This is a genomic window from Bradyrhizobium sp. Arg237L, from assembly GCF_029990105.1.
Lineage (GTDB): Bacteria > Pseudomonadota > Alphaproteobacteria > Rhizobiales > Xanthobacteraceae > Bradyrhizobium.
The window spans coordinates 34,411-56,838 of sequence record NZ_JAQMIL010000010.1; the positions used below are offsets into that span (position 1 = coordinate 34,411).

Here is a 22,428-nt window from a genome sequence, read left to right on the forward strand (position 1 = left end):
GCGGCTCGAATGGGCGTTCGATCCCTGCCTTGAAATCAGCTTCCATCGCTCCATTCTTTTGCATACGCTTCGAGATCGCTGCCGCTTCGTCGGCGGCACCCACGACCCCGGTTAACAGGGGCGGGGCATCACAGGGAGGGAGACGATGAAGCGAAGATCCGTGCTCGCCGGGCTTGGCGCTACGGCTGTTGTCTGCACATTCGGCGCGCCGTCAATTCTCAGAGGCCAAACGCCTGTCTCGCTGAATGGCGCAGTGCAGTTCAACGACGATCACGCGTTCACCAAGGCGCTGGTGCGATTCCAGGAGCTGGTGCAGAAATACTACGGCAAGCCGGTCAATTTCACGCTGCACAAGAACTCGTCGCTGGGTCTCGAAAAGCAGTATTTCGAATATATGTCGCAGGGCAAGGCCGTCGACTATGCGATCGTCTCGCCGGCCCACATGTCGACCTTCGCCAAAGCCGCGCCCTTCATCGATGCTCCCTTCGTGTTCAAGGGCATCGAGCACATGAACAAGGTCGTTGAACAGAATATCCTGGCGCCGATCGCCGATGAAGTGGCGAAGAAGGCCGAGGTCGTTCTCGTCGGCTACGCAGGCGGCGGCGTCCGCAACATCTTCGCCAACAAGCCGCTGAGGACGCTTGCCGACATCAAGGGTCTCAAAATCCGCGTGCAGGGCGCGCCGATATGGTCGAAGACGTTCGCTGCCGCCGGCATGAGCCCGACCGTGATCGCCTATAACGAGGTCTACAACGCGATCCAGAATGGCGTGATCGCGGCCGGTGAGAACGAGGCGGCAGGGGTCGAGGCGATGAAGTTCTACGAAGTCGCGCCGCACCTCAGCCTGACGCAGCACGCCGTGTCGATCCGGCCGATCTGCTTCTCGGTGAAGACGCTCAAGACCCTGCCCAAGGAGCTGCAGGACGCGATCTTCAAGGCCGGCAAGGAGGCCGGTGATTTCGGCCGGCAGCTCGAATCGAGCGAAGAAGTCGTCAAGCTCGATGCGTTGGAGAAGGCAGGCAAGCTCAAGCGCGTCCCGTTCGAGGAGCGCGACGCCATGAAGAAGCTCGCTGATCCCGTGATGGCCACCTACGCGAAGGAAATCGGCGCCGAAGGCATCTTTGAAAAGATCAACGTCGCGTAAGCCGGCAAGCCATTGAATGAGATGTCGGGGCGAGCCTTGTTGCTTGCCGCGGGGACGACTGAGAGCGCGGGGGCCAATGACCGAAATGCCGCTGACAACCAGGCCAAGTTTGTGGCGTCGCGTCACAGCCGGCTACGCGAAACTCCTGGAAATCCTGCTGGCGGCGTGCGTCGGCATCCTGGTCGTCCCCGTCACGCTGCAGGTGATCTCGCGCTACACCCCCTTCATCCCGTCCTACATCTGGACCGAGGAGATGGCGCGGTTCCTGTTCATCTGGACGATCATGATCGGCGCGATGGTCGGTGTCAGGGAGGCGCTGCATTTCGAGGTCGACGTGTGGCCGGACCTCTCGCGGCGGGCCGAGGCCGCGGTGCGGATCCTTGCGCGTCTTGGCATCTTGGGGCTGGCGCTGGTGTTTGTATGGGCGGGACTCGAGTTCACGCAGTTTGCCTGGAACAGGACATCGGAATTGGCGGAGTTGCCGCTCTGGCTCATTCACGTTGCCTGGCCGGTGGCGGGCGTCACCTGGATCGTGTTCGCCGGCGAGCAGATCATCGATGAAGCGCGCATCCTGTTTGGAGCTGCGCAATGAGCGGAAACATCCTTTCCGCCAGACAGGCCGCTCTGATCTTGTTTGGCTGCTTCGTCGCGCTATTGATCGTCCGTGTGCCGGTCGCTTTCGCGCTCGGCCTTGCATGCCTGCCCATCCTTCTGGTCGAACCACATCTGTCGGCGATGACGCTGGCCCAGGAAACCTTCAACGCCTACAATTCATTCATCCTGCTCGCGGTGCCGTTTTTCCTCTTGACCGCGAACCTGATGAGCATCGGCGGCATCACGGATCGGCTGGTTGCGCTGTCCCGCTCGATGGTCGGGCATTGGCCGGGATCGCTGGCGCAGATCAACGTCGTGCTCTCGGTGTTCTTTGCCGGTATCTCGGGTTCTTCGACCGCGGATGCGGCGAGCCAGTCGAAAATCTTCATCGATGCCCAGACCAAGGAGGGGTACGACCTCTCCTTCTCGATTGCGATTACAGCGGTCTCGGCGGTGCTTGCCGTCATCATCCCGCCCTCGATCCTGATGATCGTGTGGGGCGGGCTGATCTCCACCTCGATCGCCGCCATGTATCTGGCGGGCATCGTGCCCGGACTATTGATCGCGGGCGCGCAAATGCTGACCGTGCATGTCTATGCGGTGCGCCGCGGCTATCCGACCTATCCGAAGGACGGCTGGGTGGATTTCGGACGCGCTGTCTGGCGGTCGTTGCCAGCATTGACGACGCCGTTCATCATCGTCGGCGGCATTCTGCTCGGCTGGTTCACGGCAACCGAGTCCGCTTGCGTCGCAGTGCTCTATTCCATGGCGCTGTCGACGTTCTTCTACCGCGAGACTGGCCGGCGGGAACTGTACAAGGCACTGCTCGATACCGGGCGTCTGGCCGCGGTCGCGCTGTTTTGCGTCGGCACCGCCAGCGCATTCGGCTGGCTGCTGGCCTATTACAGGATTCCACAGGAACTGCTGGCCAACGTCTCGACCTGGGGCATGGGGCCGATTGCGGCTGGCTTCTTCATCTCCTTCTGCTTCCTTGTCGTGGGCTGTTTCCTTGACGCGATTCCGGCAATCGTGATCGTCGGCACCGTCCTGGAGCCCCTGGCAAGATCGGTCGATCTGCATCCGGTGCAGTTTGCGATCATCTCGATCGTCTCGCTGGCGTTCGGGCTGGTGACGCCGCCATATGGATTATGCCTGATGATTGCCTGCGCCGTTGCCGGCGTACGGCTGCGCTATGCTCTGAAGGATACTGCGATCATGCTGGTGCCGATGCTGATCGTGCTGGCGTCGCTCATCATCTGGCCGAGCGTGTCGCTGTTTCTGCCGCGCCTGATCGTTCCGGAGATGCTGAAATAGCTTTGAGCCATTCCGCGGCGCCGAAAATCTGCGCCGCGGAATCTTTGGGCGTCAAAGATTGCTGTCGGTGATCGCGGCGTAGACCATGGTGCGCAGCTCGCGCCGGAGCGGGTAGGCGCTGGAGGGAAGCACCTGGGTCATGAAGATCGCGATCAATTCCTCCGCCGGGTCGATCCAGAACGACGTGGTTGCGGCGCCGCCCCAATTGTATTCGCCGGGGCTGCCGGCGAGCAGCGTCTGCGCCGGGTTCATGGTCACGGCAAAGCCCAGACCGAAGCCGATGCCGTTATAGGCCGCCTCCGAGAACAGCGAGCGCGACAGTGCCGGCAGGTCGACGCCGCCGGGCAGGTGGTTCGATGTCATCAGCTTCAACGTCTTCGGCCCGATCAGCCGCACGCCGCCGACCTCGCCGCCATTGAGCAGCGCGCGGCAGAAGGTGAGATAGTCGGCGGCTGTCGAGCACAATCCGCCGCCGCCGGAAATCAGCGAAGGCGGCGACAGGAACGAACTGGTGGCCGGGTCATCCTGCAGCGTCAGCCCGCCCTTGCGCTCGGCGGCGTGGAACGTCATGCCGCCTTGTGGGTCGGCGGAATAGCAGGCCGCCAGGCGATGAGCCTTGTCTGCGGGCACGAAGAAATCGGTATCGTTCATGCCCAGTGGGTTGAAGATGCGCTCCTTCAGGAACTGCTCGAACGGGATGCCGCTGATCTTGCCGACGAGATAGCCGATCACGTCGGTGGCAACTGAATAATTCCAGGCCTCGCCAGGCGAGAATTCCAGCGGGATCTTGGCGAGATCATCGATCATGGTGTCGAGCGTGCCGGCCTTGACGACTTCGCCGATCTTGTTCTCGCGATAGGCTGCATCGACATTGGAGCGCTGCTGGAAGCCGTAGGTGAGCCCCGAGGTGTGCCGCAAGAGGTCGACGATCAGCATCGGCCGCGACGGCGGCTTGGTCAGGAACGCTGGCGCGGTGCCGGCCTGGAACACGCCGAGGTTCTTCCATTCCGGGATATATTTGTGGACGGGCTCGTCGAGCGCGACGAGGCCTTGCTCGACCAGCATCATGAAGGCGACCGAGGTGATCGGCTTGGTCATGGAATAGATGCGGAAGATGGTGTCGTCCTTGACCGGCACCTTGCGCTCGACATCGGCAAAGCCCTGCACGGTCGAATGCACGATCTTGCCGCGGCGATAGATCAGGAGCTGGGTGCCCGGAAACCGCCCGGCCTCGATGTAGCGCCGCTTCAGATGGTCCTCGAGGCGATCGAGCGCCGCTTGCGACATGCCGGCGGATTCGGGGAAAGCGGGGGTGGGGGCTAGCATCGCTCTTCTCCGGTTGTGAGGCAGGCCTTGATAGCCGAAAAGTGTCCTGTGTTCCAATCACCTGGCGCTTACGCCGCCGTGGGCCGTCGTGTAGGCTGAAGCCAGGCGATACCGATTTCGCAGGGATGGAAGCAATGCCGCAATTCAACGACACTGAGCTGACTGCCGCCGTCATCCAGAGTTTCGAGGAAACGCCGAATCCGCGGGCAAAATTCCTGCTTCAGGAATTGGTGAAGTCGCTGCACGACTATGTCCGCCGCACCGACCTCACCTTCGCGGAGTGGGAATATGCGATCGATTTCCTGACCCGCACCGGTCACAAATGCACCGATATCCGCCAGGAGTTCATCCTGCTCTCCGACGTGCTCGGCGTCTCCATGCTGGTCGATGCCGTCAACCACCGCGACCGCGACGGCGCCACCGAGACCACGGTGCTCGGTCCGTTCTATGTCGGCGAGCACAAGGTGGCGCCTGATGGCACCGACATCTCGGCGCTGCTGCCGGGCGAGCGGCTATACGTGCAGGCGCGCGTCACTGATCTCGACGGCAAGCCGGTCGCGGGCGCGCCTGTTGACGTCTGGCATGCCGATGACGATGGCTTCTACGATTCACAGAAGCCGAGCTATGCGACGCAGGGTCCGTCGTCGCGGGCGCGCTTCATCACCGGCGATGACGGCCGTTTCCATTTCCGCACTATTCTGCCCTGCAGCTATCCGATCCCGACCGACGGCCCGGTCGGCGAGATGATCATGCAGACGCGGCGTCATCCGATGCGTCCTGCACACATCCATTTCCTGGTCGCGGCGAAGGGCTATGAGCCGCTGATCACCCACGTCTTCATGGAGGGCGACAAATATCTCGACTCCGACGTGGTGTTCGGCGTCAAGGACGAACTGGTCGCGAAGATCGAGAAGCGCACCGATCCTGTGATGCCCGACGGCACGAAAACGAGCGAGCCGTGGCACCTGATGACCTACGACTTCCGCATCAAGCCCGGCGAGGGAACGCCGCCGGCGCCGCTCGGCGTGAAGGCGGAAAAGGTTGGCGAAGAGGCGTAGGGCACGCGCAGCCCGGGTAGAGCGCCAGCGTAACCCGGGGTCGCTCGTAACCACGCGCGCAGATGTCCCGGGTTGCGCTGCGCTCCACCCGGGCTACGGGTCCGAACATGATCTGCTCAAATTTTGTGCGGCGCACAAGGATTGAGCGAATCGCAAATTTTGGCGGCGGAACCGGACGAGCCGCGCCGTCCTGCGCGACCCCCAACCCGTTACATTCCTTAGAATTTTTCCAACGTCGCGGCTTGGCACGAAGCTTGAATGGCTATGTTGCGACGCCATTGAAGCCGTCCCTCGAAACCAATCATCCGAATTGTGACACCGCCAGACTGGGGCCTCCCCAGCACGCGACCCCGTGCGCTTTAGCGCGGCGCCACAAGCGGACGGGCATTCAGACGCAAAGGACATTTGCACGCATGACGAAGCCGACCAAAGAGACCTCCCGCTATGGCGTCAGCCGCCGCCAGCTTCTGAAGGCGGCAAGCGGAGCGGCCGCATTGCTCGCCGCGGCGAAACTGAATTTACCGGCCGGCGCATTCGCGCAAGGCGCGGGCCCCGAGGTGAAGGGCGCCAAGCTCGGCTTCATCGCGCTCAGCGACGCCGGCCCGCTGTTCGTCGCCAAGGATAAGGGCATCTTCGCCAAATACGGCATGCCCGATGTCGACGTGCAGAAGCAGGCCTCATGGGGCACGACGCGCGACAATCTCGTGCTCGGCTCGGAAGGCAACGGCATCGACGGCGCACATATCCTCACGCCGATGCCTTACCTGATCTCCGCCGGCAAGGTGACGCAGAACAACCAGCCGACGCCGATGTACATCCTGGCGCGGCTCAACCTCGACAGTCAGTGCATCTCGGTCGCCGGCGAATATGCCGATCTCAAACTCGGCGTCGACGCCACGCCGTTCAAGGCGGCACTGGAAAAGAAGAAGGCCTCCGGCAAGGCCGTGAAGGCGGCCATGACCTTCCCAGGCGGCACCCATGATCTCTGGATCCGCTATTGGCTCGCCGCCGGCGGCATCGATCCCGACAAGGACATCGAGACCATCGTTGTCCCGCCGCCGCAGATGGTCGCCAATATGAAGGTCGGCACCATGGATTGCTTTTGCGTCGGTGAGCCCTGGAATCTGCAGTTGATCCACCAGCGCATCGGCTACACCGCTGTCACGACCGGGGAAATATGGAACAAGCATCCGGAAAAGTCGTTCGGCATGCGCGCCGCTTTCGTCGACAAATATCCGAAAGCCGCCAAGGCGCTGCTGATGGCGGTGATGGAAGCCCAGCAATGGTCCGACAAGGCGGAGAACAAGCAGGAACTCGCTTCGATCATGGGCAAGCGGCAATGGATGAATTGCCCGGTCGAGGACGTCTATGACCGCACCGCCGGCAAGTTCGACTACGGCATCCCCGGTAAGGTGGTCGAGAACTCGCCGCACGTCATGAAGTATTGGCGCGATTTCGCGTCCTATCCGTTCCAGAGCCACGATCTCTGGTTCCTCACGGAAGACATCCGCTGGGGCAAGTATGAAGCGGGCTTCGACACCAAGGCGCTGATCGCCAAGGTCAATCGCGAAGATATGTGGCGCGAGGCGGCCAAGGAAATGGGCGTGCCCGCGTCCGAAATTCCGACCTCGACCTCGCGCGGCAAGGAGACCTTCTTCGACGGCAAGGTGTTCGATCCCGAGAATCCGTCGGCCTACCTGAAGTCGCTGTCCATCAAGCGTGTTGACGTCTGATCCGCGCAAGGCCGCGCGCATGTGTGCGTGGCCCGGCACCTGAACACGGAGAGAGATTTTCGATGTCTATGCCTGCAGTGAAAACCGACGCCGCGACGACGGCGCTTCCGGTCGCCTCCGCGCCGGTCGTGACCATGACGCCGAAGCGTGCGCCGCAGTCCGAGAAATACGCCAAGATGGCGAAGGAAGCCGCGGCGCGCGTGGTGCCGCCGCTGATCGTCGTCGCGCTCCTGCTCGTGGTCTGGGAGCTGATCTGCCGGCGCGCCGGCTCGGCGCTGCCGCCGCCCTCGCGTGTGTTCAGCGACACCAAGGAACTGATCTTCGATCCGTTCTTCGACCATGGCGGCATCGACAAGGGCCTGTTCTGGCACCTGTCGGCGAGCCTGCAGCGCGTCGCCTATGGCTATTCGATCGCGGCGATCGTCGGAGTTGCGCTCGGCACGCTGGTCGGTCAATCGGTCTGGGCGATGCGCGGGCTTGATCCCTTGTTCCAGGTCCTGCGCACGATCCCGCCGCTCGCCTGGTTGCCGCTGTCGCTCGCGGCCTTCCGCGACGGCCATCCGTCGGCAATCTTCGTGATCTTCATCACCTCGGTGTGGCCGATCATCATCAACACCGCGGTCGGCATCCGGAATATCCCGCAGGATTACCGCAACGTCGCCGCGGTCGTGCAGCTCAATCCGCTCGAGTTCTTCTCCAAGATCATGATTCCGGCGGCGGCGCCCTACATCTTCACTGGCTTGCGCATCGGTATCGGGCTGTCCTGGCTAGCGATCGTCGCAGCCGAAATGCTGATCGGCGGCGTCGGTATCGGCTTCTTCATCTGGGATGCCTGGAATTCCTCGCACATCAGCGAAATCATCCTGGCGCTGTTCTATGTCGGCATCATCGGCTTCGTGCTCGACCGCCTGATCGCAGGGCTGGCGAAGTTCGTGACCCACGGCACCGCCGTGAACTGAAGGGAAATGTCATGCACGCCTATCTGAAGCTCGATCACATCGACAAGACCTTCACCCGCGGCAATTCCACGACCGAGGTTTTGAAGGACATCAACCTGACGATTGAGAAAGGCGAATACGTCTCGATCATCGGCCATTCCGGGTGCGGCAAGTCCACGCTGCTCAACATCGTGGCCGGCCTCACTGGCGCCACCCATGGCGGCGTGCTGCTGGAGAACCGCGAGGTCAACTCGCCGGGTCCGGATCGCGCGGTGGTGTTCCAGAACCACAGCCTGCTGCCCTGGCTGACGGTCTACGAGAACGTCAAGCTCGGCGTCGACAAAGTGTTCGCCAAGACCAAGACGCGGGCCGAGCGCGACGCCTGGGTGATGCACAATCTCAACCTCGTGCAGATGGCGCATGCCAAGGACAAGCGCCCCAACGAAATCTCCGGCGGCATGAAGCAACGCGTCGGCATCGCGCGGGCGCTCGCCATGGAGCCGAAGGTGCTCTTGCTCGATGAACCCTTCGGCGCGCTCGATGCGCTGACCCGCGCGCATCTGCAAGATTCCGTGATGGCTCTGCACCAGAAGCTCGGCAACACCATCTTGATGATCACCCATGACGTCGACGAGGCGGTGCTGTTGTCGGACCGCATCGTGATGATGACCAACGGTCCGAGCGCACGGATCGGTGAAGTGCTGGAAGTGCCGCTGGCGCGGCCGCGCAAGCGGCTCGAGCTCGCCACCAACTCCAGCTACCTCAAGTGCCGGCAGCGCGTGCTCGAATTCCTCTACGAGCGGCATCGCTTCGTCGAGGCGGCGTAGGTTCCAACCACGGAGCGCAGCATGACACCGGAGCAAGTCAAACTCGTGCAAGAGAGTTTCTCCAAGGTCGCGCCGATCTCCGAGCAGGCGGCGACCCTCTTCTATGATCGCTTGTTCGAGGTCTCTATGATCGCTTGTTCGAGGTCGCGCCGGCGGTGAGGGCGATGTTTCCGGACGACATGACCGAACAGCGCAAGAAACTGATGGCGGTGCTGGCTGTGGTGGTGAATGGGCTCAGCAATCTGCAATCCGTGCTGCCCGCTGCAAGCGCGCTCGCCAAGCGGCATGTGAGCTACGGGACCAAGCCGGAGCATTATCCCGTTGTCGGCGGCGCGCTGTTGTGGACCTTGGAGAAAGGGCTCGGCGAAGCCTGGACGTCTGATGTCGCCGATGCCTGGACTGCGGCCTACGGTACGCTGTCCGGCTACATGATTTCGGAAGCTTACGGCAGCACCTGAGCTGCCGAATAGGGAATGCGCCGTGAGCGAACCTCTGGTCATTGTTGGCAACGGGATGGCGGCTGCGCGCCTGGTCGACGAATTGTCGAAGGTGGCGCTCGGGCGCTACGCCATCGCGGTGATCGGCAGCGAGCCGCGGCTCGCCTATAACCGCGTGCTATTGTCCTCCGTTCTTGCCGGCGAGACCACGTCGGAGGATATCGAGCTGCAGCCGGCATCATGGTGGCGCGACCGCGGCGTCACGCTGAAATATGGCTGCGTCGCCACCGAGATCGATGTCGGCCGCCGCGAACTGAAGATCGAAGGCGAGGAGAGCATCGTCTTCTCGAAGCTCGTCTTGACCACCGGCTCGTCGGCGCTGCGCTTGAACGTGCCGGGCGCCGATCTGGCCGGCGTGCACACGTTTCGCGACAGCCGCGACGTCGACCTGTTGCTCGCGCTCGCAGCACGCAAGACGCGCGTGGTCGTGATCGGCGGCGGCTTGCTCGGGCTTGAAGCGGCCTATGGGCTTGCGAAGGCCGGGGCGCCGGTGACGCTAGTGCACCTGATGGACCGGTTGATGGAGCGCCAGCTCGATGTTCCAGCAGGCGCACTCTTGAAATCGCTGGTCGAGCAGAAGGGCATCGAGATCCTGCTTGAGGCCAGCACAGCGCGCATCCATGGCGAAGGCCGCGTTGAAGGCGTCGAGCTTGCGGATGGACGCCTGATCAAGGCGGACGCGGTGATCTTCGCCGCCGGCATCCGGCCGAACATCGCGTTGGCAAAGGAAGCCGGCATTGCCGTCAATCGCGGCATCGTGGTTGACGATTGCTTACAGACCGCTGCGGAAGGCGTGTTCGCGGTCGGCGAATGCGCCGAGCATCGCGGCGTCTGCTACGGCCTGGTCGAGCCGGCCTATGAGCAGGCGCGCGTGCTGGCGCGGCATCTCGCCGGGCAGGATGTCGCCTATGCCGGCAGCATCGTGGCAACCAATTTGAAAGTGTCCGGTGTCAGCGTGTTTTCCGCCGGCGATTTCATGGGCGCCGAAGGCAGCGAGAGCATCGTGTTCAGCGACGTTAACCACGGGACCTACAAGAAGCTCGTGATTGCAGACGGGCGCCTGACCGGCGCGGTTCTGATCGGCGACACGTCAGATGCGCTCTGGTATCTCGACCTGATCCGTAGCGCGAGACCCGTTACGAAGATTCGCGGCGACATGATGTTCGGCCGTTCGACGGCGGAGGCGGCATGAGCGCCGATCCCGCTCTCCGGACCGTCAAGACCACCTGCGCCTATTGCGGCGTCGGCTGCGGCGTCCTGGCGACGCCTGACGGCAAGGGCGGCGCCGCGATCGCGGGTGATCCCGATCACCCCGCTAATTTCGGACGCCTGTGCTCGAAGGGCTCCGCCCTCGGCGAGACGCTCGGGTTATCGAACCGGCTGCTCTATCCGATGATCCGCTGCGACAACGGGATGGAGCGCATCGCCTGGAGCGACGCGCTCGACCATGTCGCACACCGCTTCAAGCACATCATCGCGCGCGACGGCCCCGGTGCGGTCGCGTTCTATCTCTCCGGTCAGTTGCTGACGGAGGATTACTACGTCGCCAACAAGCTGATGAAAGGCTTCATCGGCAGCGCCAATGTCGACACCAATTCGCGGCTGTGCATGTCGTCCTCGGTCGCAGGCCACCGCCGCGCCTTCGGCGCCGACACCGTGCCCGGCTGTTACGAGGATCTCGAACAGGCCGACCTCCTGGTGCTGGTCGGCTCCAACGCCGCCTGGTGCCATCCGGTGCTGTTCCAGCGCATGCTCGCCAACAAGCAGCAGCGTGGCGCGCGCATCGTGGTGATCGATCCGCGCCGCACCGATACGACTGAGGATGCCGATCTCTTCCTCGGCTTGAAGCCCGGCACCGACACCGCATTGTTCTGCGGCCTGCTGGTGCATCTTGCTGACAGCGGCGCGCTCGACCACACCTATATCGACCACTATACGGTCGGCTTCGACGAGGCGCTGGCGCGCGCCCGCGGCATGGCCGGCAGCGTCGGCGCGACGGCGCTCGCGACCGGCCTCTCCGAGCAGGACGTCGCGACGTTCTTCAAGATGTTCGCCAACACGCCGCGTGCGGTGACCCTGTATTCGCAGGGTGTCAATCAGTCGGCGCAGGGCACCGACAAGGTCAACGCCATCCTCAACTGCCACCTCGCCACGGGCCGCATCGGCAAGGTCGGCGCGTCCCCGTTCTCGCTGACGGGACAACCGAACGCGATGGGCGGGCGCGAAGTCGGCGGGCTCGCCAACCAGCTCGCCGCCCATATGGTCTTCACGCCGCCGGACATCGACCGCGTCCGCCGTTTCTGGAAGGCGCCGCGCATCGCCACCCATGAGGGGTCGAAGGCAGTGCAGATGTTCGAGGCGATCGGACGCGGCGAGATCAAGGCTCTGTGGGTGATGGGCACCAACCCGGCGGTATCGCTGCCGGATGCCGACGCTGCGCGCGAAGCGCTGAAGAAGTTGGAGCTGTTCGTGGTGTCGGAGAATGTTCGCTCCAACGACACCGTCGATGCCGGAGCGCATGTGCTGTTGCCGGCGCAGGCCTGGGGCGAGAAATCCGGCACGGTGACCAATTCCGAGCGCCGCATCTCGCGGCAGCGCACGTTCCTGGAGTCTCCTGGCGAAGCGCAGCCGGACTGGTGGATCCTGTGCGAGGTCGCAAGGCGCCTCGGCTTTGGTGCGGCGTTCGACTTCAAATCCGCGGCTGACATCTTCCGCGAGCACGCGGCGCTGTCGGCGTTCGAAAACAACGGCATCAGAGATTTCGATATCGGCGCGCTGACGTCGTTGTCGGACGAGGCTTTTGACGTGATGGCGCCGGTGCAATGGCCGGTGCGGCAGGATGCATCGCCGCAGCCGCGCTTCTTCGCGGAAGGCGGCTTCTTCGCCAACGACCGCAAGGCGCGCTTCGTCGCGCCGGAGATTCCGTCGCTGCGGACCGAGACGACGCCGGCGCGGCCGTTGCGGCTCAACACCGGCCGGATCCGCGACCAGTGGCACACGATGACGCGCACCGGCGCGAGCCCGAGGCTCGGCCAGCATCTGCCCGAGCCGTTCGTGGAGGTTCATCCTGATGATGCGCTGCGCTACGGCGTGAGCGACGGCAGCTTTGCCCGCGTCACCACCGACTACGGGCAATGCACGCTCCGCGTCGTCGTCAGCGAGCGCCAGCAGCGCGGCATGCTGTTCGCGCCGATCCACTGGAGCGAGGCCACCGCGACCGGCGCCCGCGTCGGTTCGCTGGTTGCGCCCTTCACCGATCCGTTCTCCGGCCAGCCCGAGAACAAGGCGACGCCGGCCTCGATCGCGCCCTATGAATATGTGTTCCGCGGCTTTGCCTTGTCGCGCCAGCCGCTGCAATTGCCTGTTCATGCCTGGGTCGCGCGCGTCGCGGTCAATGGCGGCCACGGCTACCTGTTCGCAGACAATGCCGACCTGTTGGGCTGGCAGCTCTGGCTCAGGATGAACACCGAGGGCGATCTCGCCGAATACAAGGATTTCGGCGGCGGCATCTACCGCGGCGCCTCGTTCAATAACGGCCGCATCGAGACCTGCCTGTTTCTCGGCCCCGCTGATGATGCCGGCGACTGGAACGTGGTGAAAGGCTTGTTCGCCGCCGATGCGCTCAGCGACGGGCAGCGGCGCATGCTGCTATCAGGCAAATCGGCAGACGGCCTCGCCAACGCCGGCCCGATCGTCTGCGCCTGCTTCGGCGTCGGCCGCGCCACAATCTGCGATGCGATCGCCGCCGGCGCGAGCTCTCCGGCCGAGATCGGTGCAAAGCTCAAGGCCGGCACCAATTGCGGCTCCTGCATCCCGGAATTGAAGCGGCTCATCGCGCAGACGGGGGCGCGAGATTCTGAACAACCACCATTGGCTGCGGCCAATTAGGTCTCTCCCCACGTCATTGCGAGCGCAGCGAAGCAATCCATCTCGCCGCTTGTGGAGGCATTGATTGCTTCGTCGCAAGGGCTCCTCGCAATGACGGTGGGGAGCTAATCGACGTCGCCTTCGATGTCCTCTATGGTGCCGCCCGTTCCGATAACGGGTGAACCAAGAAATGCTGTACCTGGAAACGCCGCCGAAACTGATCGAGACCGCGATCTTCTCAGCCATGCCGGACGAATTCCGGCGCAAGCACTCAACCGAATGGGCAGATGCCAATCGCCCGGGTCAGCCAACCGATTGTTTCATCGAAGGCCCGTCCTTCGACGCGGATGGCAATCTCTACATCGTCGATATCCCCTTCGGTCGCATCTTCAGGATTTCGCCGGATAAGAAATGGTCGCTGGCCGTCGAATATCAGGGATGGCCGAACGGGCTGAAGATCGATTCCAAGGGGCGCATCCTTGTCGCCGATTATCGGCACGGCATCATGGAGCTCGACGCGCGGGCAGGGCGGATGATTCCGGTGCTGACCTCGCGCAATTCGGAATCCTTCCGCGGCTGCAACGATCTGCACATCGCCTCCAACGGCGACATCTATTTCACCGACCAGGGCCAGACCGGCCTGCACGATCCGAGCGGCCGGGTCTACCGCCTGCGGGCAAGCGGCCAGCTCGATTGCCTGATCCAGACCGGTGTCAGCCCCAACGGGCTGGTGCTCGATCCGCACGAGGCCGTGCTGTTCGTCGCGATGACCCGCGACAACGCGGTGTGGCGCGCGCCGTTCATGAAGGACGGCAGCGTGTCGAAGGTCGGCCGCTTCTGCTCGATGTTCGGCCCCGGCGGGCCTGACGGGATCACGATGGACAAAGCCGGGCGGCTGTTCGTCGCCCATGTCTCGCTCGGCCACGTCTTCGTGTTCGCGCCGTCAGGCGAGCTGATCGCGCGCATCAAGTCCTGCGCCGGAAATGCCGTCACCAACGTCGCGATCGGCGGCCCGAACCGTGACCGGCTCTACATTACGGAATCTGCGACGGGCAGCGTGCTGGTCGCTGATATCAGCGTGCTTGATAAGTAGCGCCGTCATTGCGAGGCGACGAAGCAATCCATGTCTCCGCAAGTGGAGAGGTGGATTGCTTCGCTTCGCTCGCAATGACGGACGGTGAAATTTGCCTCACGACTTCCTGTTCTTCGCATTCACCGCAATCGCGGCCGCCGCGGTGCGGTTCTCCACCCCGAGCTTGGAGTAGATCTGCTCGAGATGCTTGTCGACCGTGCGTGGGCTTAGCCCCAGGATCTGCGCGATGTCGCGGTTGGTCTTGCCCTTGGAGAGCCAAGACAGCACCTCGCCCTCGCGCGTGGTGAGGCCGAGTTCGCTGGAGAATTCCGCGGGCATATCGGCGCTGGTGTCTTTCGCCAGCCGCAGCAGGAATTCATTGGCGCCGAGCTTGCCCATATATTGCAGCCGCAATTGCTCGTTGCCGGGAAACGACGCCATGGTCGTGGTCTTTGCTGCCGTCTTGCCCTTCTGCGCCTGCTCCAGCCATTGCGGGATCGGATCGGGCAGCACGACGTCATCGCCGTCTTCCGCCAGCGTGTCCGATAGCAGCCTCTGCGCCTGCGGCGTGGCCCACAGGATCTTGCCGGCGGCGTTGACCGCGAGCAGATAGCGGCCGGAGACGTCGAGCGCGGCGCGCGCGCTCTGCGTCATCCGCGCGTTGGCGAGATGTACGCGGATGCGCGCCAGCATTTCCTCTACCACAATCGGCTTGGTCACATAGTCGACGCCGCCGGCCTCCAATCCGCGCACGATGTGCTCCGTCTCGGCGAGGCCGGTCATGAAGATGATCGGCACATTGTCGAGCCCGGCATCGCGCTTCAGCCGGCGGCAGGTCTCGAAACCGTCCATGCCGGGCATGACCGCGTCGAGCAGCACGATGTCGGGCGTGATCTGGTCCACGATCCGCATCGCGGAGGCGCCGTCGAGCGCCACCATCACGGTCATGCCAGCGCCGTCGAGCGCGTCGGTCAGGAGCCGCAGCGTCTCCGGCGAGTCGTCGACGACGAGCGCGACGTCGCGCTTCTTGCTTTCAATGGTCATAACTGTGCAGCGCCTTCAGGGTCGCCATGTACTGATCGAGGTCGAAACGATCGACCAGTGAGCGCATCTGCGCGACGAAGTCGGCATGTTCAGGATATTCAGTTCCGATTTCGTCGAGCTTGAGCTGGATCGCCCGGATATAGCCCAATTGCCCGAGGCCGATCAGTTCCTCGATATATTTCACCGGCGGCCGCGAGCCGCTTTCCGGCTGCCACTGCGGCACGGCCACCTCGTCGGCGTCGTGCTGCCAGTCGAGCTTGAGCAGCAGGCGGATGGTCTCGAGCAGGCGCGGGATATCGATCGGCTTCATCAGGTAGCCGTCATGGAACGGTTGCGCCAGCGGCGCGCCATGCGCCTCCAGCGCGCTCGCCGAGATCATCAGGATGCGTGCCTGGTGATGGCCGGCCGAGCGCAGCGCTTCCGCGACCGTCCAGCCGTCCATGCCCGGCATGGAGATGTCGAGCAGGAACAGGTCGGGCCGGCAATGCTGCGCCAGCGCGAGGCACCCGGGCCCGTCGGGCGCGCTGAGCAGGATGAATCCGAGCGGCGCCAGCACCTCGCGCAGGAGATCGCGATGCGTCGGATCATCGTCGGTGATCAGGACCGTCTTGCGCGCCCCGTGATAGCCATAGACCGGCGCATCGATCGGCGCGCTGCGCCGCGGATTGGTCACTTCCGAGAGCAATATCTTGACGCGGAAGGTGCTGCCGGCGCCGACGGCGCTGGTCACCTTGATGTCGCCGCCCATCACGCCCGCCAGCAGCCGGCTGATGGTCAGCCCGAGGCCGGTGCCGGTCTGCGGCTGGGAGACGCCGAGCGCGCCGCGCTCGAATGGCGCGAAGATGCGTTCGAGATCGTCCGGCTGGATGCCGGGGCCGGTGTCGATCACCTCGAATTCGGCGACCGGGCTGCGGTAGTGCACGACGAATTGCACATGCCCGGCTTGCGTGAACTTGATCGCGTTCGACAGCAGGTTGATCAGGATCTGCCGCAGCCGCTTCTCGTCGGCATAGACCACGACCGGCAGCACGGCCGGCCGCTTGAAGATGAATTCGACGCCTTTCGCCGCCGCCTGCAAGCGGAACATGCCAACGAGCTGGTCGAGGAAATCATTGAGACGAACCTCGTCGCGCGACAGATACAGCCGGCCGGCCTCGATCTTGGAGATGTCCAGAATGCCGTCGATCAATCCGGAGAGATGGTCGGCGCTACGGCGAACAACGCGCACCTGTTCGCGCGGTCGCGTCTGCAGGCTGTTGTCCTGGTCGAGCAGTTGCGCGTAGCCGGAGATCGCGTTCAGCGGCGAGCGCAGCTCGTGGCTCAGGCCGACGACATAGCGGCTCTTGGCGAGGTTGGCGGATTCGGCGACTTCCTTGGCGCGCTGCAATTCGGCGTCGGTGCGCTTGTGGGCGTCGATTTCCTGGATCAGGAGCGCGGTCTGCCGCCGGGTCTCTTCCTCCGCCGCGCGTCGGCTCTGCTGCGCCAGCACGAACAGCCAGGCGACCACGCCGATGATGATGGTCAGCCCGAAAAATACCTTCCACAGCACGTCCGACAATAGGTCGCCGGCTTCAACAGTCGCCGAGGTCTGCAGATAGATCAGGCCGAGCACCAGCCCGACCAGGCCAGCGGAGACCGCGAATACACCGAGATAATGCCCGAGCTGCGAATTGATGCGGGCATAGATCGGCTGCGGCAGCAATTTGCCCAGGGTCTCCGACACCTGCGCCTGGATCCGCGCATGCGGCTTGCAGAGGTCGTGGCAGCGCGCATCCAGCGAGCAGCACAAGGAGCAGATCGGGCCGGCATAGGCAGGGCAGGCGGCCATATCCTCAGGCTCGAACGAATGTTCACAGATGCAGCACTGGATCTGATCGAGGTTCTGCCAGCTCCGCTTCGGCTTGCGCGCGATGTAGTATTTGCCGTCGGTGGCCCAGGCGATCAGTGGCGCAGTGACGAAGGCCACGGCCAGCGCGACGAAGGCGGAGAGCGCTTTCGCTGTCGGTCCGAACACGCCATAGAAAGCACTGATCGAGACGATGGTCGCAATCAGCATCGCGCCGACGCCGACCGGGTTGATGTCGCAGAGATGGGCGCGCTTGAATTCGATGTGTTGCGGTCGGAGGCCCAGTGGCTTGTTGACGACGAGGTCGGCCACGAGAGCACCGACCCAGGCGATCGCGACATTGGAATAGAGCGCGAGCGTCTGCTCCAGCGCCTTGTAGACGCCGATCTCCATCAACAAGAGCGCGACGATCACGTTGAAGACCAGCCAGACCACGCGGCCGGGATGGCTGTGGGTGAGGCGGGAGAAGAAGTTCGACCAGGCGATCGAGCCGGCATAGGCGTTGGTGACGTTGATCTTCACCTGCGACAGGATCACGAATGTCCCGGTCAGCGCCAGCGCCAGATCCGGCTGCGACAGCACGTAGCGATACGCTTCCAGATACATGTTCGCGGGCTCGGCGGCGTGCTCATAGGAGACGCCGTGGCTCAGCGCGAAGAAGGCAAGGAACGATCCCGCCAGCAGCTTCAGCGCGCCCAGCACGATCCAGCCCGGCCCCGCGCTGAGCAGCGCGATCCACCATGCCCGCCGCGACGTCCGCCGGTCGCGCGGCAGGAAGCGGAGGAAGTCGACCTGCTCGCCGATCTGCGCCACCAGCGAGAACACCACGGACGCCGCGGTGCCGAACAGCAGCAAGTCGATCTGGCCGGAGGGGTCGCCATGCTCGCCGGCGAAGTTGCGCCACTCGATGAAGGAGCGCGGATGGGCGTAGGCGATCGCGGCAAAAGGCAGGATGTGCAGCACGATCCAGATCGGCTGCGTCCACAACTGGAAGCGGCTGATCAGGGTGATGCCGTAGACCACCAGCGGGATGATCACGACCGCACTGATGACGTAGCCGATCGGCCGCGGGATGCCGAAGCACATTTCAAGCGCGGTGGCGAGGATCACCGCCTCGATCGCAAAGAAGATGAAGGTGAAGGAGGCGTAGATCAGCGAGGTGATGGTCGAGCCGATATAGCCGAAGCCGGCGCCGCGCGTCAGCAGGTCGATATCGATGCCGAACTTGGCGGCGTTATAGGCAATCGGCAGTCCGCAGCAGAAGATGATGGCGCTGACCACGAGGATGGCGGCGGTCGCGTTCATCGCGCCATAGTTCAGCGTGATGGTGCCGCCGATCGCTTCCAGCGCCAGGAACGAGATCGCGCCCAGCGCGGTGTTGGCAACGCGGGCGGCGGACCAGCGGCGCGCGCTCTTTGCGGTGAAGCGCAGCGCGTAGTCCTCCAGCGTCTGGTTGGCAACCCACTGATTATACTGGCGCCTGACGCGGTCTATCCGCTGCCGCCCTGCCAATTCCCCACCTCCTGAGCCGACGTCGGTCTCGCCCGTTGGCTCGCAAATCCCGTACCAGAACCTACGTCGCTATTTTGCGGTGCAGTATACGCAATCTTGCGTATCAGTGCGCTGCACAAATCTGGGCAATCCTCGCCTGACCATTAAGCGCGTTCTCGAACCAGTTGGGGTGCTCATGTCAGACGAAAAGAAACCGGGCCTGCGGTCGCCGCTTCGGCGCAAGCTCCTGATGGGAATGGCGGCGCTGCCGGCCATCTCGATGCTTCCACGCGCCTCGTTTGCGGAAGCTCCGCCAACGTCCGCGGTCAACACCACCGGCCTTGCCGTCACCGATAGCGAAGTGACCGTCGGCATCCTGCACTCCGTCACCGGCACCATGGCAATCTCCGAGACCGGGTCGGTCGAAGCGGAAAAACTGGCAATTGAGCAGATCAATGCGGAAGGCGGCGTGCTCGGCCGCAAGATCAAGTTCATCCAGGAGGACGGCGCCAGCGACTGGCCGACCTTCGCCGAGAAGGCGAAGAAGCTCCTCGTCAACGACAAATGCGCGGCCGTGATGGGCTGCTGGACCTCGGCCTCGCGCAAGGCGGTGCTGCCGGTGTTCGAGCAGTATAACGGCATGCTCTACTACCCGACCTTCTACGAAGGCCTCGAGCAGTCCAAGAACGTCATCTACACCGGCCAGGAAGCCACCCAGCAGATCATCGCGGGGCTGGACTGGGTCAACAAGACCAAGGGCGCCAAGACCTTCTATCTGCTCGGCTCCGACTACATCTGGCCGCGCACCTCCAACAAGATCGCGCGCAAGCACATCGAGGGCCATCTGCAGGGCGCCAAGGTCGTTGGCGAGGAATACTTCCCGCTCGGCCACACGCAGTTCAACTCGGTCATCAACAAGATCAAGTTGACCAAGCCGGACGTGATCTACGCCATCATCGTCGGCGGATCGAACGTCGCCTTCTACAAGCAGCTCAAGGCAGCGGGCATCGACCTTTCCAAGCAGACGCTGCTCACGATCTCGGTGACCGAAGACGAAATCGACGGCATCGGCGGTGAAAACATCGCGGGCGCCTATGCCTGCATGAAATATTTCCAGTCGCTCGACAATCCCAACAACAAGGCTTTCGTCTCCGCCTTCAAGAAGATGTGGGGCGAGAAAACCGTGATCGGCGACGTCACCCAGGCCGCCTATCTCGGCCCGTGGCTGTGGAAGTTGACGGTGGAGAAGGCGGGCTCCTTCGACATCGACAAGATCGCGGCGGCATCGCCCGGCGTCGAGTTCAAGGGCGCGCCCGAAGGCTATGTCCGCATCCACGAGAACCATCACCTCTGGTCGAAGACGCGCGTCGGCCGCGCCAAGGCGGACGGCCAGTATGAATTGATCTACGAGACCGCCGATCTCGTCGAGCCCGATCCGTTCCCGAAGGGCTACCAGTGAGAACGCGCCTCGGCTGAGGCCGCTTCTCAACTCTCATGACATCGGCGTGGGCCGCAGGGCCCGCGCCACCCAAAACGCACGCGCCGTGCGCGCGCGTAAAGCTGCCCCATGCAGAGGACGGATCATGTTCGGTGACTATTCGCTCAGCGATCTCGGCGCCATCTTCGCCATGCAAGGCTTTGCCGGACTGATCCTGTTCTCGGTCTACGTTCTGATGGCGCTGGGGCTCGCCATCATCTTCGGCCAGATGGGCGTCATCAACATGGCCCATGGCGAGTTCATGATCCTGGGCGCCTACGTCACCTGGATGACGTCGAACGGCTTCCAGCAATATCTGCCGTCGCTGTTCCCTGGCTACTTCTTCCTCGCGATGATCCTGGCGTTCATCGCCTCCGGCGCGCTCGGGATGCTGGTCGAATGGGCGCTGATACGCCATCTCTACAAGCGCCCGCTGGATACGCTGCTGGCAACCTGGGGATTGAGCCTGATCCTGCAGCAAGCCTATCGCTCGCTGTTCGGCGCGCGCGAGGTCGGCGTCGAACTGCCGGAATGGATGATGGGCTCCTGGCAGGCGACCGACGCGATCCAGATCCCGATCAACGGCATGTTCGTGATGGGACTCACCGTGCTGATCACCATCGTCGTCGCCTATGTGCTGTTCTGGTCGCGCTGGGGCCGCCAGGTCCGCGCCGTCGTGCAGAACCGCGTGATGGCGGGCGCCGTCGGCATCAACACCGAGAAGGTCGACCGCTACACCTTCGGCCTCGGCTGCGGCATCGCAGGGATCGCGGGAAGCGCCTTCACCATGATCGGCTCGACCGGGCCGACCGCCGGCCAGCTCTACATCGTCGACACCTTCCTGGTCGTCGTGTTCGGCGGCGCGGCCTCGCTGCTCGGCACCATCGCTTCCGCCTTCACCATCTCGCAGGCGCAGTCGACCATGGAGTTCTTCCTGTCGGGCTCGATGGCGAAGGTGCTGACGCTGCTTGCAATCGTCGCGATCCTGATGGTGCGGCCACAGGGACTGTTTGCACTCAAGGTCCGCAAGTAAGAACAAGCAGGCAAAGGTCATGATCATCAACTCGCGCTTTTTCAACCGCACCGAACTGATCGGCTTCATCGCGCTCGCGCTCCTCCTCTTCGCCATCCTGCCGCTGTCGCTCGATATCTTCCGCCTCAACCTGGTCGCCAAATATCTGACCTACGCGTTCGTCGGCATTGGTCTGGTGCTGTGCTGGGGCTATGGCGGCATCCTGAGCCTGGGGCAGGGCGTGTTCTTCGGTCTCGGCGGCTACTGCATGGCGATGTACCTGAAGCTCGAGGCCTCCAGCGTCGAGAACACCAAGATTCAGTCGACTCCAGGCATTCCCGATTTCATGGACTGGAACCAGCTCACGCAGCTTCCCTTTTTCTGGAAGCCGTTCCACAGCTTCCCGATCACCCTGATCGCCATCATGCTGGTGCCGGGAATCTTCGCCTTCATCATCGGCGCGGCGATGTTCAAGCGGCGCGTCGGCGGCGTCTATTTCGCGATCATCACGCAGGCGATCGCTGCGATCATGACCATCCTGATCGTCGGACAGCAGGGCTACACCGGCGGCATCAACGGCATCACCGATCTCCGCACGCTGCACGGCTGGGACATCCGCACCGATCATGCCAAGTTCATCCTCTATTTCGTCGAGGTCGTGCTGCTGTTCGCCTGCATCATCGCCGCACAGTTCATCCGCCTGACGAAGCTCGGCCGCATCCTGGTGGCAATGCGCGAGCAGGAGGACCGCGTTCGCTTCTCCGGCTACAGCGTCGCCAATTTCAAGATCTTCGCCTTCTGCGCTGCCGCGATCTTCGCCGCGATCGGCGGCGCCATGTTCACGCTCGAAGTCGGCTTCATGTCGCCATCTTTCGTCGGCATCGTGCCGTCGATCGAGATGGTGATCTACACCGCGGTCGGCGGCCGGATGTCGATCTTCGGCGCGGTCTGGGGTTCATTGCTGGTCAATTTCGCCAAGACCAGCCTGTCGGAATCGTTTCCGCAACTCTGGCTGTTCGGCCTGGGCGCGCTCTTCATCGCGGTCGTGCTGGCATTCCCGAACGGGCTCTCAGGGATCTGGCAGGACTACGTCCAGCCGCACATCGATCGCCTGCTGGCCTCGCGTAAGTCGAAACCCGGTAACGGCTTCCCCGTCGCCGACGGCGCACCGGCAGAGTAGGGGAGAGG

16 protein-coding genes and 1 pseudogene are annotated in these 22,428 nt (G+C 63.4%); 14 read left to right on the plus strand and 3 right to left on the minus strand.

All coding sequences use genetic code 11. The features are described 5' to 3' along the window. The first annotated feature begins 145 nt into the window (after positions 1-145). From OZ411_RS08325 to OZ411_RS08335, 3 genes are all read left to right on the plus strand, one after another. On the plus strand, positions 146-1,144 hold the full coding sequence (locus tag OZ411_RS08325) for a TRAP transporter substrate-binding protein (RefSeq protein ID WP_282527539.1): 999 nt from the start codon (positions 146-148) through the stop codon (positions 1,142-1,144). 76 nt (positions 1,145-1,220) lie between these two features. Beyond that, positions 1,221-1,736: a TRAP transporter small permease gene (locus tag OZ411_RS08330; RefSeq protein ID WP_130581953.1), complete on the plus strand. Its 516-nt coding sequence runs from the start codon at positions 1,221-1,223 to the stop codon at positions 1,734-1,736. Next, positions 1,733-3,052, plus strand: a complete 1,320-nt coding sequence (locus OZ411_RS08335; protein WP_282527540.1) for a TRAP transporter large permease — start codon at positions 1,733-1,735, stop codon at positions 3,050-3,052. Before OZ411_RS08330 ends, OZ411_RS08335 begins: the two co-directional genes overlap by 4 nt. A gap of 51 nt (positions 3,053-3,103) precedes the next feature. Here OZ411_RS08335 and OZ411_RS08340 read toward each other — a convergent pair whose 3' ends face one another. Further along, positions 3,104-4,378 carry a serine hydrolase domain-containing protein gene (locus tag OZ411_RS08340; protein ID WP_282527541.1) on the minus strand — a complete coding sequence of 425 codons (1,275 nt, stop codon included), beginning with the start codon at positions 4,376-4,378 and terminating at the stop codon, positions 3,104-3,106. 134 nt (positions 4,379-4,512) lie between these two features. On the opposite strand from OZ411_RS08340, the gene OZ411_RS08345 reads away from it, so the two are divergent. The 8 genes and pseudogenes from OZ411_RS08345 (at position 4,513) to OZ411_RS08380 (ending at position 14,391) form a co-directional block, all read left to right on the plus strand. After that, positions 4,513-5,436 (plus strand): intradiol ring-cleavage dioxygenase, encoded by a 924-nt coding sequence (locus OZ411_RS08345; protein ID WP_282527542.1) that lies wholly within the window; start codon positions 4,513-4,515, stop codon positions 5,434-5,436. 413 nt (positions 5,437-5,849) lie between these two features. Then, positions 5,850-7,169, plus strand: coding sequence for a CmpA/NrtA family ABC transporter substrate-binding protein (locus tag OZ411_RS08350; RefSeq protein ID WP_282527543.1), 1,320 nt, complete (start codon positions 5,850-5,852; stop codon positions 7,167-7,169). A gap of 62 nt (positions 7,170-7,231) precedes the next feature. Further along, the gene (ntrB, locus tag OZ411_RS08355) at positions 7,232-8,128 is read left to right on the plus strand and encodes a nitrate ABC transporter permease (protein WP_282527544.1); all 897 of its coding nucleotides are present in this window, start codon (positions 7,232-7,234) and stop codon (positions 8,126-8,128) included. Positions 8,129-8,139: 11 nt separating this feature from the next. Then, positions 8,140-8,934, plus strand: coding sequence for an ABC transporter ATP-binding protein (locus tag OZ411_RS08360; protein WP_130580560.1), 795 nt, complete (start codon positions 8,140-8,142; stop codon positions 8,932-8,934). A gap of 21 nt (positions 8,935-8,955) precedes the next feature. Beyond that, positions 8,956-9,392, plus strand: a pseudogene (locus tag OZ411_RS08365) (globin family protein). 22 nt (positions 9,393-9,414) lie between these two features. Beyond that, on the plus strand, positions 9,415-10,623 hold the full coding sequence (locus OZ411_RS08370) for an FAD-dependent oxidoreductase (RefSeq protein ID WP_130580558.1): 1,209 nt from the start codon (positions 9,415-9,417) through the stop codon (positions 10,621-10,623). After that, positions 10,620-13,319, plus strand: a complete 2,700-nt coding sequence (locus OZ411_RS08375; protein ID WP_282527545.1) for a nitrate reductase — start codon at positions 10,620-10,622, stop codon at positions 13,317-13,319. Before OZ411_RS08370 ends, OZ411_RS08375 begins: the two co-directional genes overlap by 4 nt. Before the next feature lie 169 nt (positions 13,320-13,488). After that, positions 13,489-14,391 carry an SMP-30/gluconolactonase/LRE family protein gene (locus tag OZ411_RS08380; protein WP_282527546.1) on the plus strand — a complete coding sequence of 301 codons (903 nt, stop codon included), beginning with the start codon at positions 13,489-13,491 and terminating at the stop codon, positions 14,389-14,391. 96 nt (positions 14,392-14,487) lie between these two features. Here the strand turns inward: OZ411_RS08380 and OZ411_RS08385 are convergent, their stop codons facing one another. Both OZ411_RS08385 and OZ411_RS08390 read right to left on the minus strand, forming a co-directional pair. Further along, on the minus strand, positions 14,488-15,414 hold the full coding sequence (locus tag OZ411_RS08385; protein WP_282527547.1) for a response regulator: 927 nt from the start codon (positions 15,412-15,414) through the stop codon (positions 14,488-14,490). After that, a complete protein-coding gene (locus OZ411_RS08390) occupies positions 15,404-18,772 on the minus strand; it encodes an ATP-binding protein (RefSeq protein WP_282527548.1) in 3,369 nt (1,122 codons plus the stop codon). Before OZ411_RS08390 ends, OZ411_RS08385 begins: the two co-directional genes overlap by 11 nt. Positions 18,773-18,947: 175 nt before the next feature. On the opposite strand from OZ411_RS08390, the gene urtA reads away from it, so the two are divergent. The 3 genes from urtA to urtC all read left to right on the plus strand — a co-directional run bounded on the left by urtA (position 18,948) and on the right by urtC (position 22,420). Then, positions 18,948-20,210, plus strand: a complete 1,263-nt coding sequence (gene urtA / locus OZ411_RS08395; RefSeq protein WP_130580554.1) for an urea ABC transporter substrate-binding protein — start codon at positions 18,948-18,950, stop codon at positions 20,208-20,210. 124 nt (positions 20,211-20,334) lie between these two features. Further along, positions 20,335-21,261: an urea ABC transporter permease subunit UrtB gene (gene urtB / locus OZ411_RS08400; protein ID WP_282527549.1), complete on the plus strand. Its 927-nt coding sequence runs from the start codon at positions 20,335-20,337 to the stop codon at positions 21,259-21,261. Between the two features lie 19 nt (positions 21,262-21,280). Next, complete coding sequence (urtC, locus tag OZ411_RS08405) at positions 21,281-22,420, plus strand: urea ABC transporter permease subunit UrtC (protein WP_282527550.1); 1,140 nt, start codon at positions 21,281-21,283, stop codon at positions 22,418-22,420. Positions 22,421-22,428 lie beyond the last annotated feature (8 nt).

Bases quoted from the DNA above. Each gene is read 5' to 3' on its own strand.
- OZ411_RS08325 (WP_282527539.1), top strand. From the start codon at position 146: ATGAAGCGAAGATCCGTGCTCGCCGGGCTTGGCGCTACGGCTGTTGTC.
- OZ411_RS08330 (WP_130581953.1), top strand. From the start codon at position 1,221: ATGACCGAAATGCCGCTGACAACCAGGCCAAGTTTGTGGCGTCGCGTC.
- OZ411_RS08335 (WP_282527540.1), top strand. From the start codon at position 1,733: ATGAGCGGAAACATCCTTTCCGCCAGACAGGCCGCTCTGATCTTGTTT.
- OZ411_RS08340 (WP_282527541.1), bottom strand. From the start codon at position 4,378: ATGCTAGCCCCCACCCCCGCTTTCCCCGAATCCGCCGGCATGTCGCAA.
- OZ411_RS08345 (WP_282527542.1), top strand. From the start codon at position 4,513: ATGCCGCAATTCAACGACACTGAGCTGACTGCCGCCGTCATCCAGAGT.
- OZ411_RS08350 (WP_282527543.1), top strand. From the start codon at position 5,850: ATGACGAAGCCGACCAAAGAGACCTCCCGCTATGGCGTCAGCCGCCGC.
- ntrB (WP_282527544.1), top strand. From the start codon at position 7,232: ATGTCTATGCCTGCAGTGAAAACCGACGCCGCGACGACGGCGCTTCCG.
- OZ411_RS08360 (WP_130580560.1), top strand. From the start codon at position 8,140: ATGCACGCCTATCTGAAGCTCGATCACATCGACAAGACCTTCACCCGC.
- OZ411_RS08375 (WP_282527545.1), top strand. From the start codon at position 10,620: ATGAGCGCCGATCCCGCTCTCCGGACCGTCAAGACCACCTGCGCCTAT.
- OZ411_RS08380 (WP_282527546.1), top strand. From the start codon at position 13,489: ATGCTGTACCTGGAAACGCCGCCGAAACTGATCGAGACCGCGATCTTC.
- OZ411_RS08385 (WP_282527547.1), bottom strand. From the start codon at position 15,414: ATGACCATTGAAAGCAAGAAGCGCGACGTCGCGCTCGTCGTCGACGAC.
- urtA (WP_130580554.1), top strand. From the start codon at position 18,948: ATGTCAGACGAAAAGAAACCGGGCCTGCGGTCGCCGCTTCGGCGCAAG.
- urtB (WP_282527549.1), top strand. From the start codon at position 20,335: ATGTTCGGTGACTATTCGCTCAGCGATCTCGGCGCCATCTTCGCCATG.
- urtC (WP_282527550.1), top strand. From the start codon at position 21,281: ATGATCATCAACTCGCGCTTTTTCAACCGCACCGAACTGATCGGCTTC.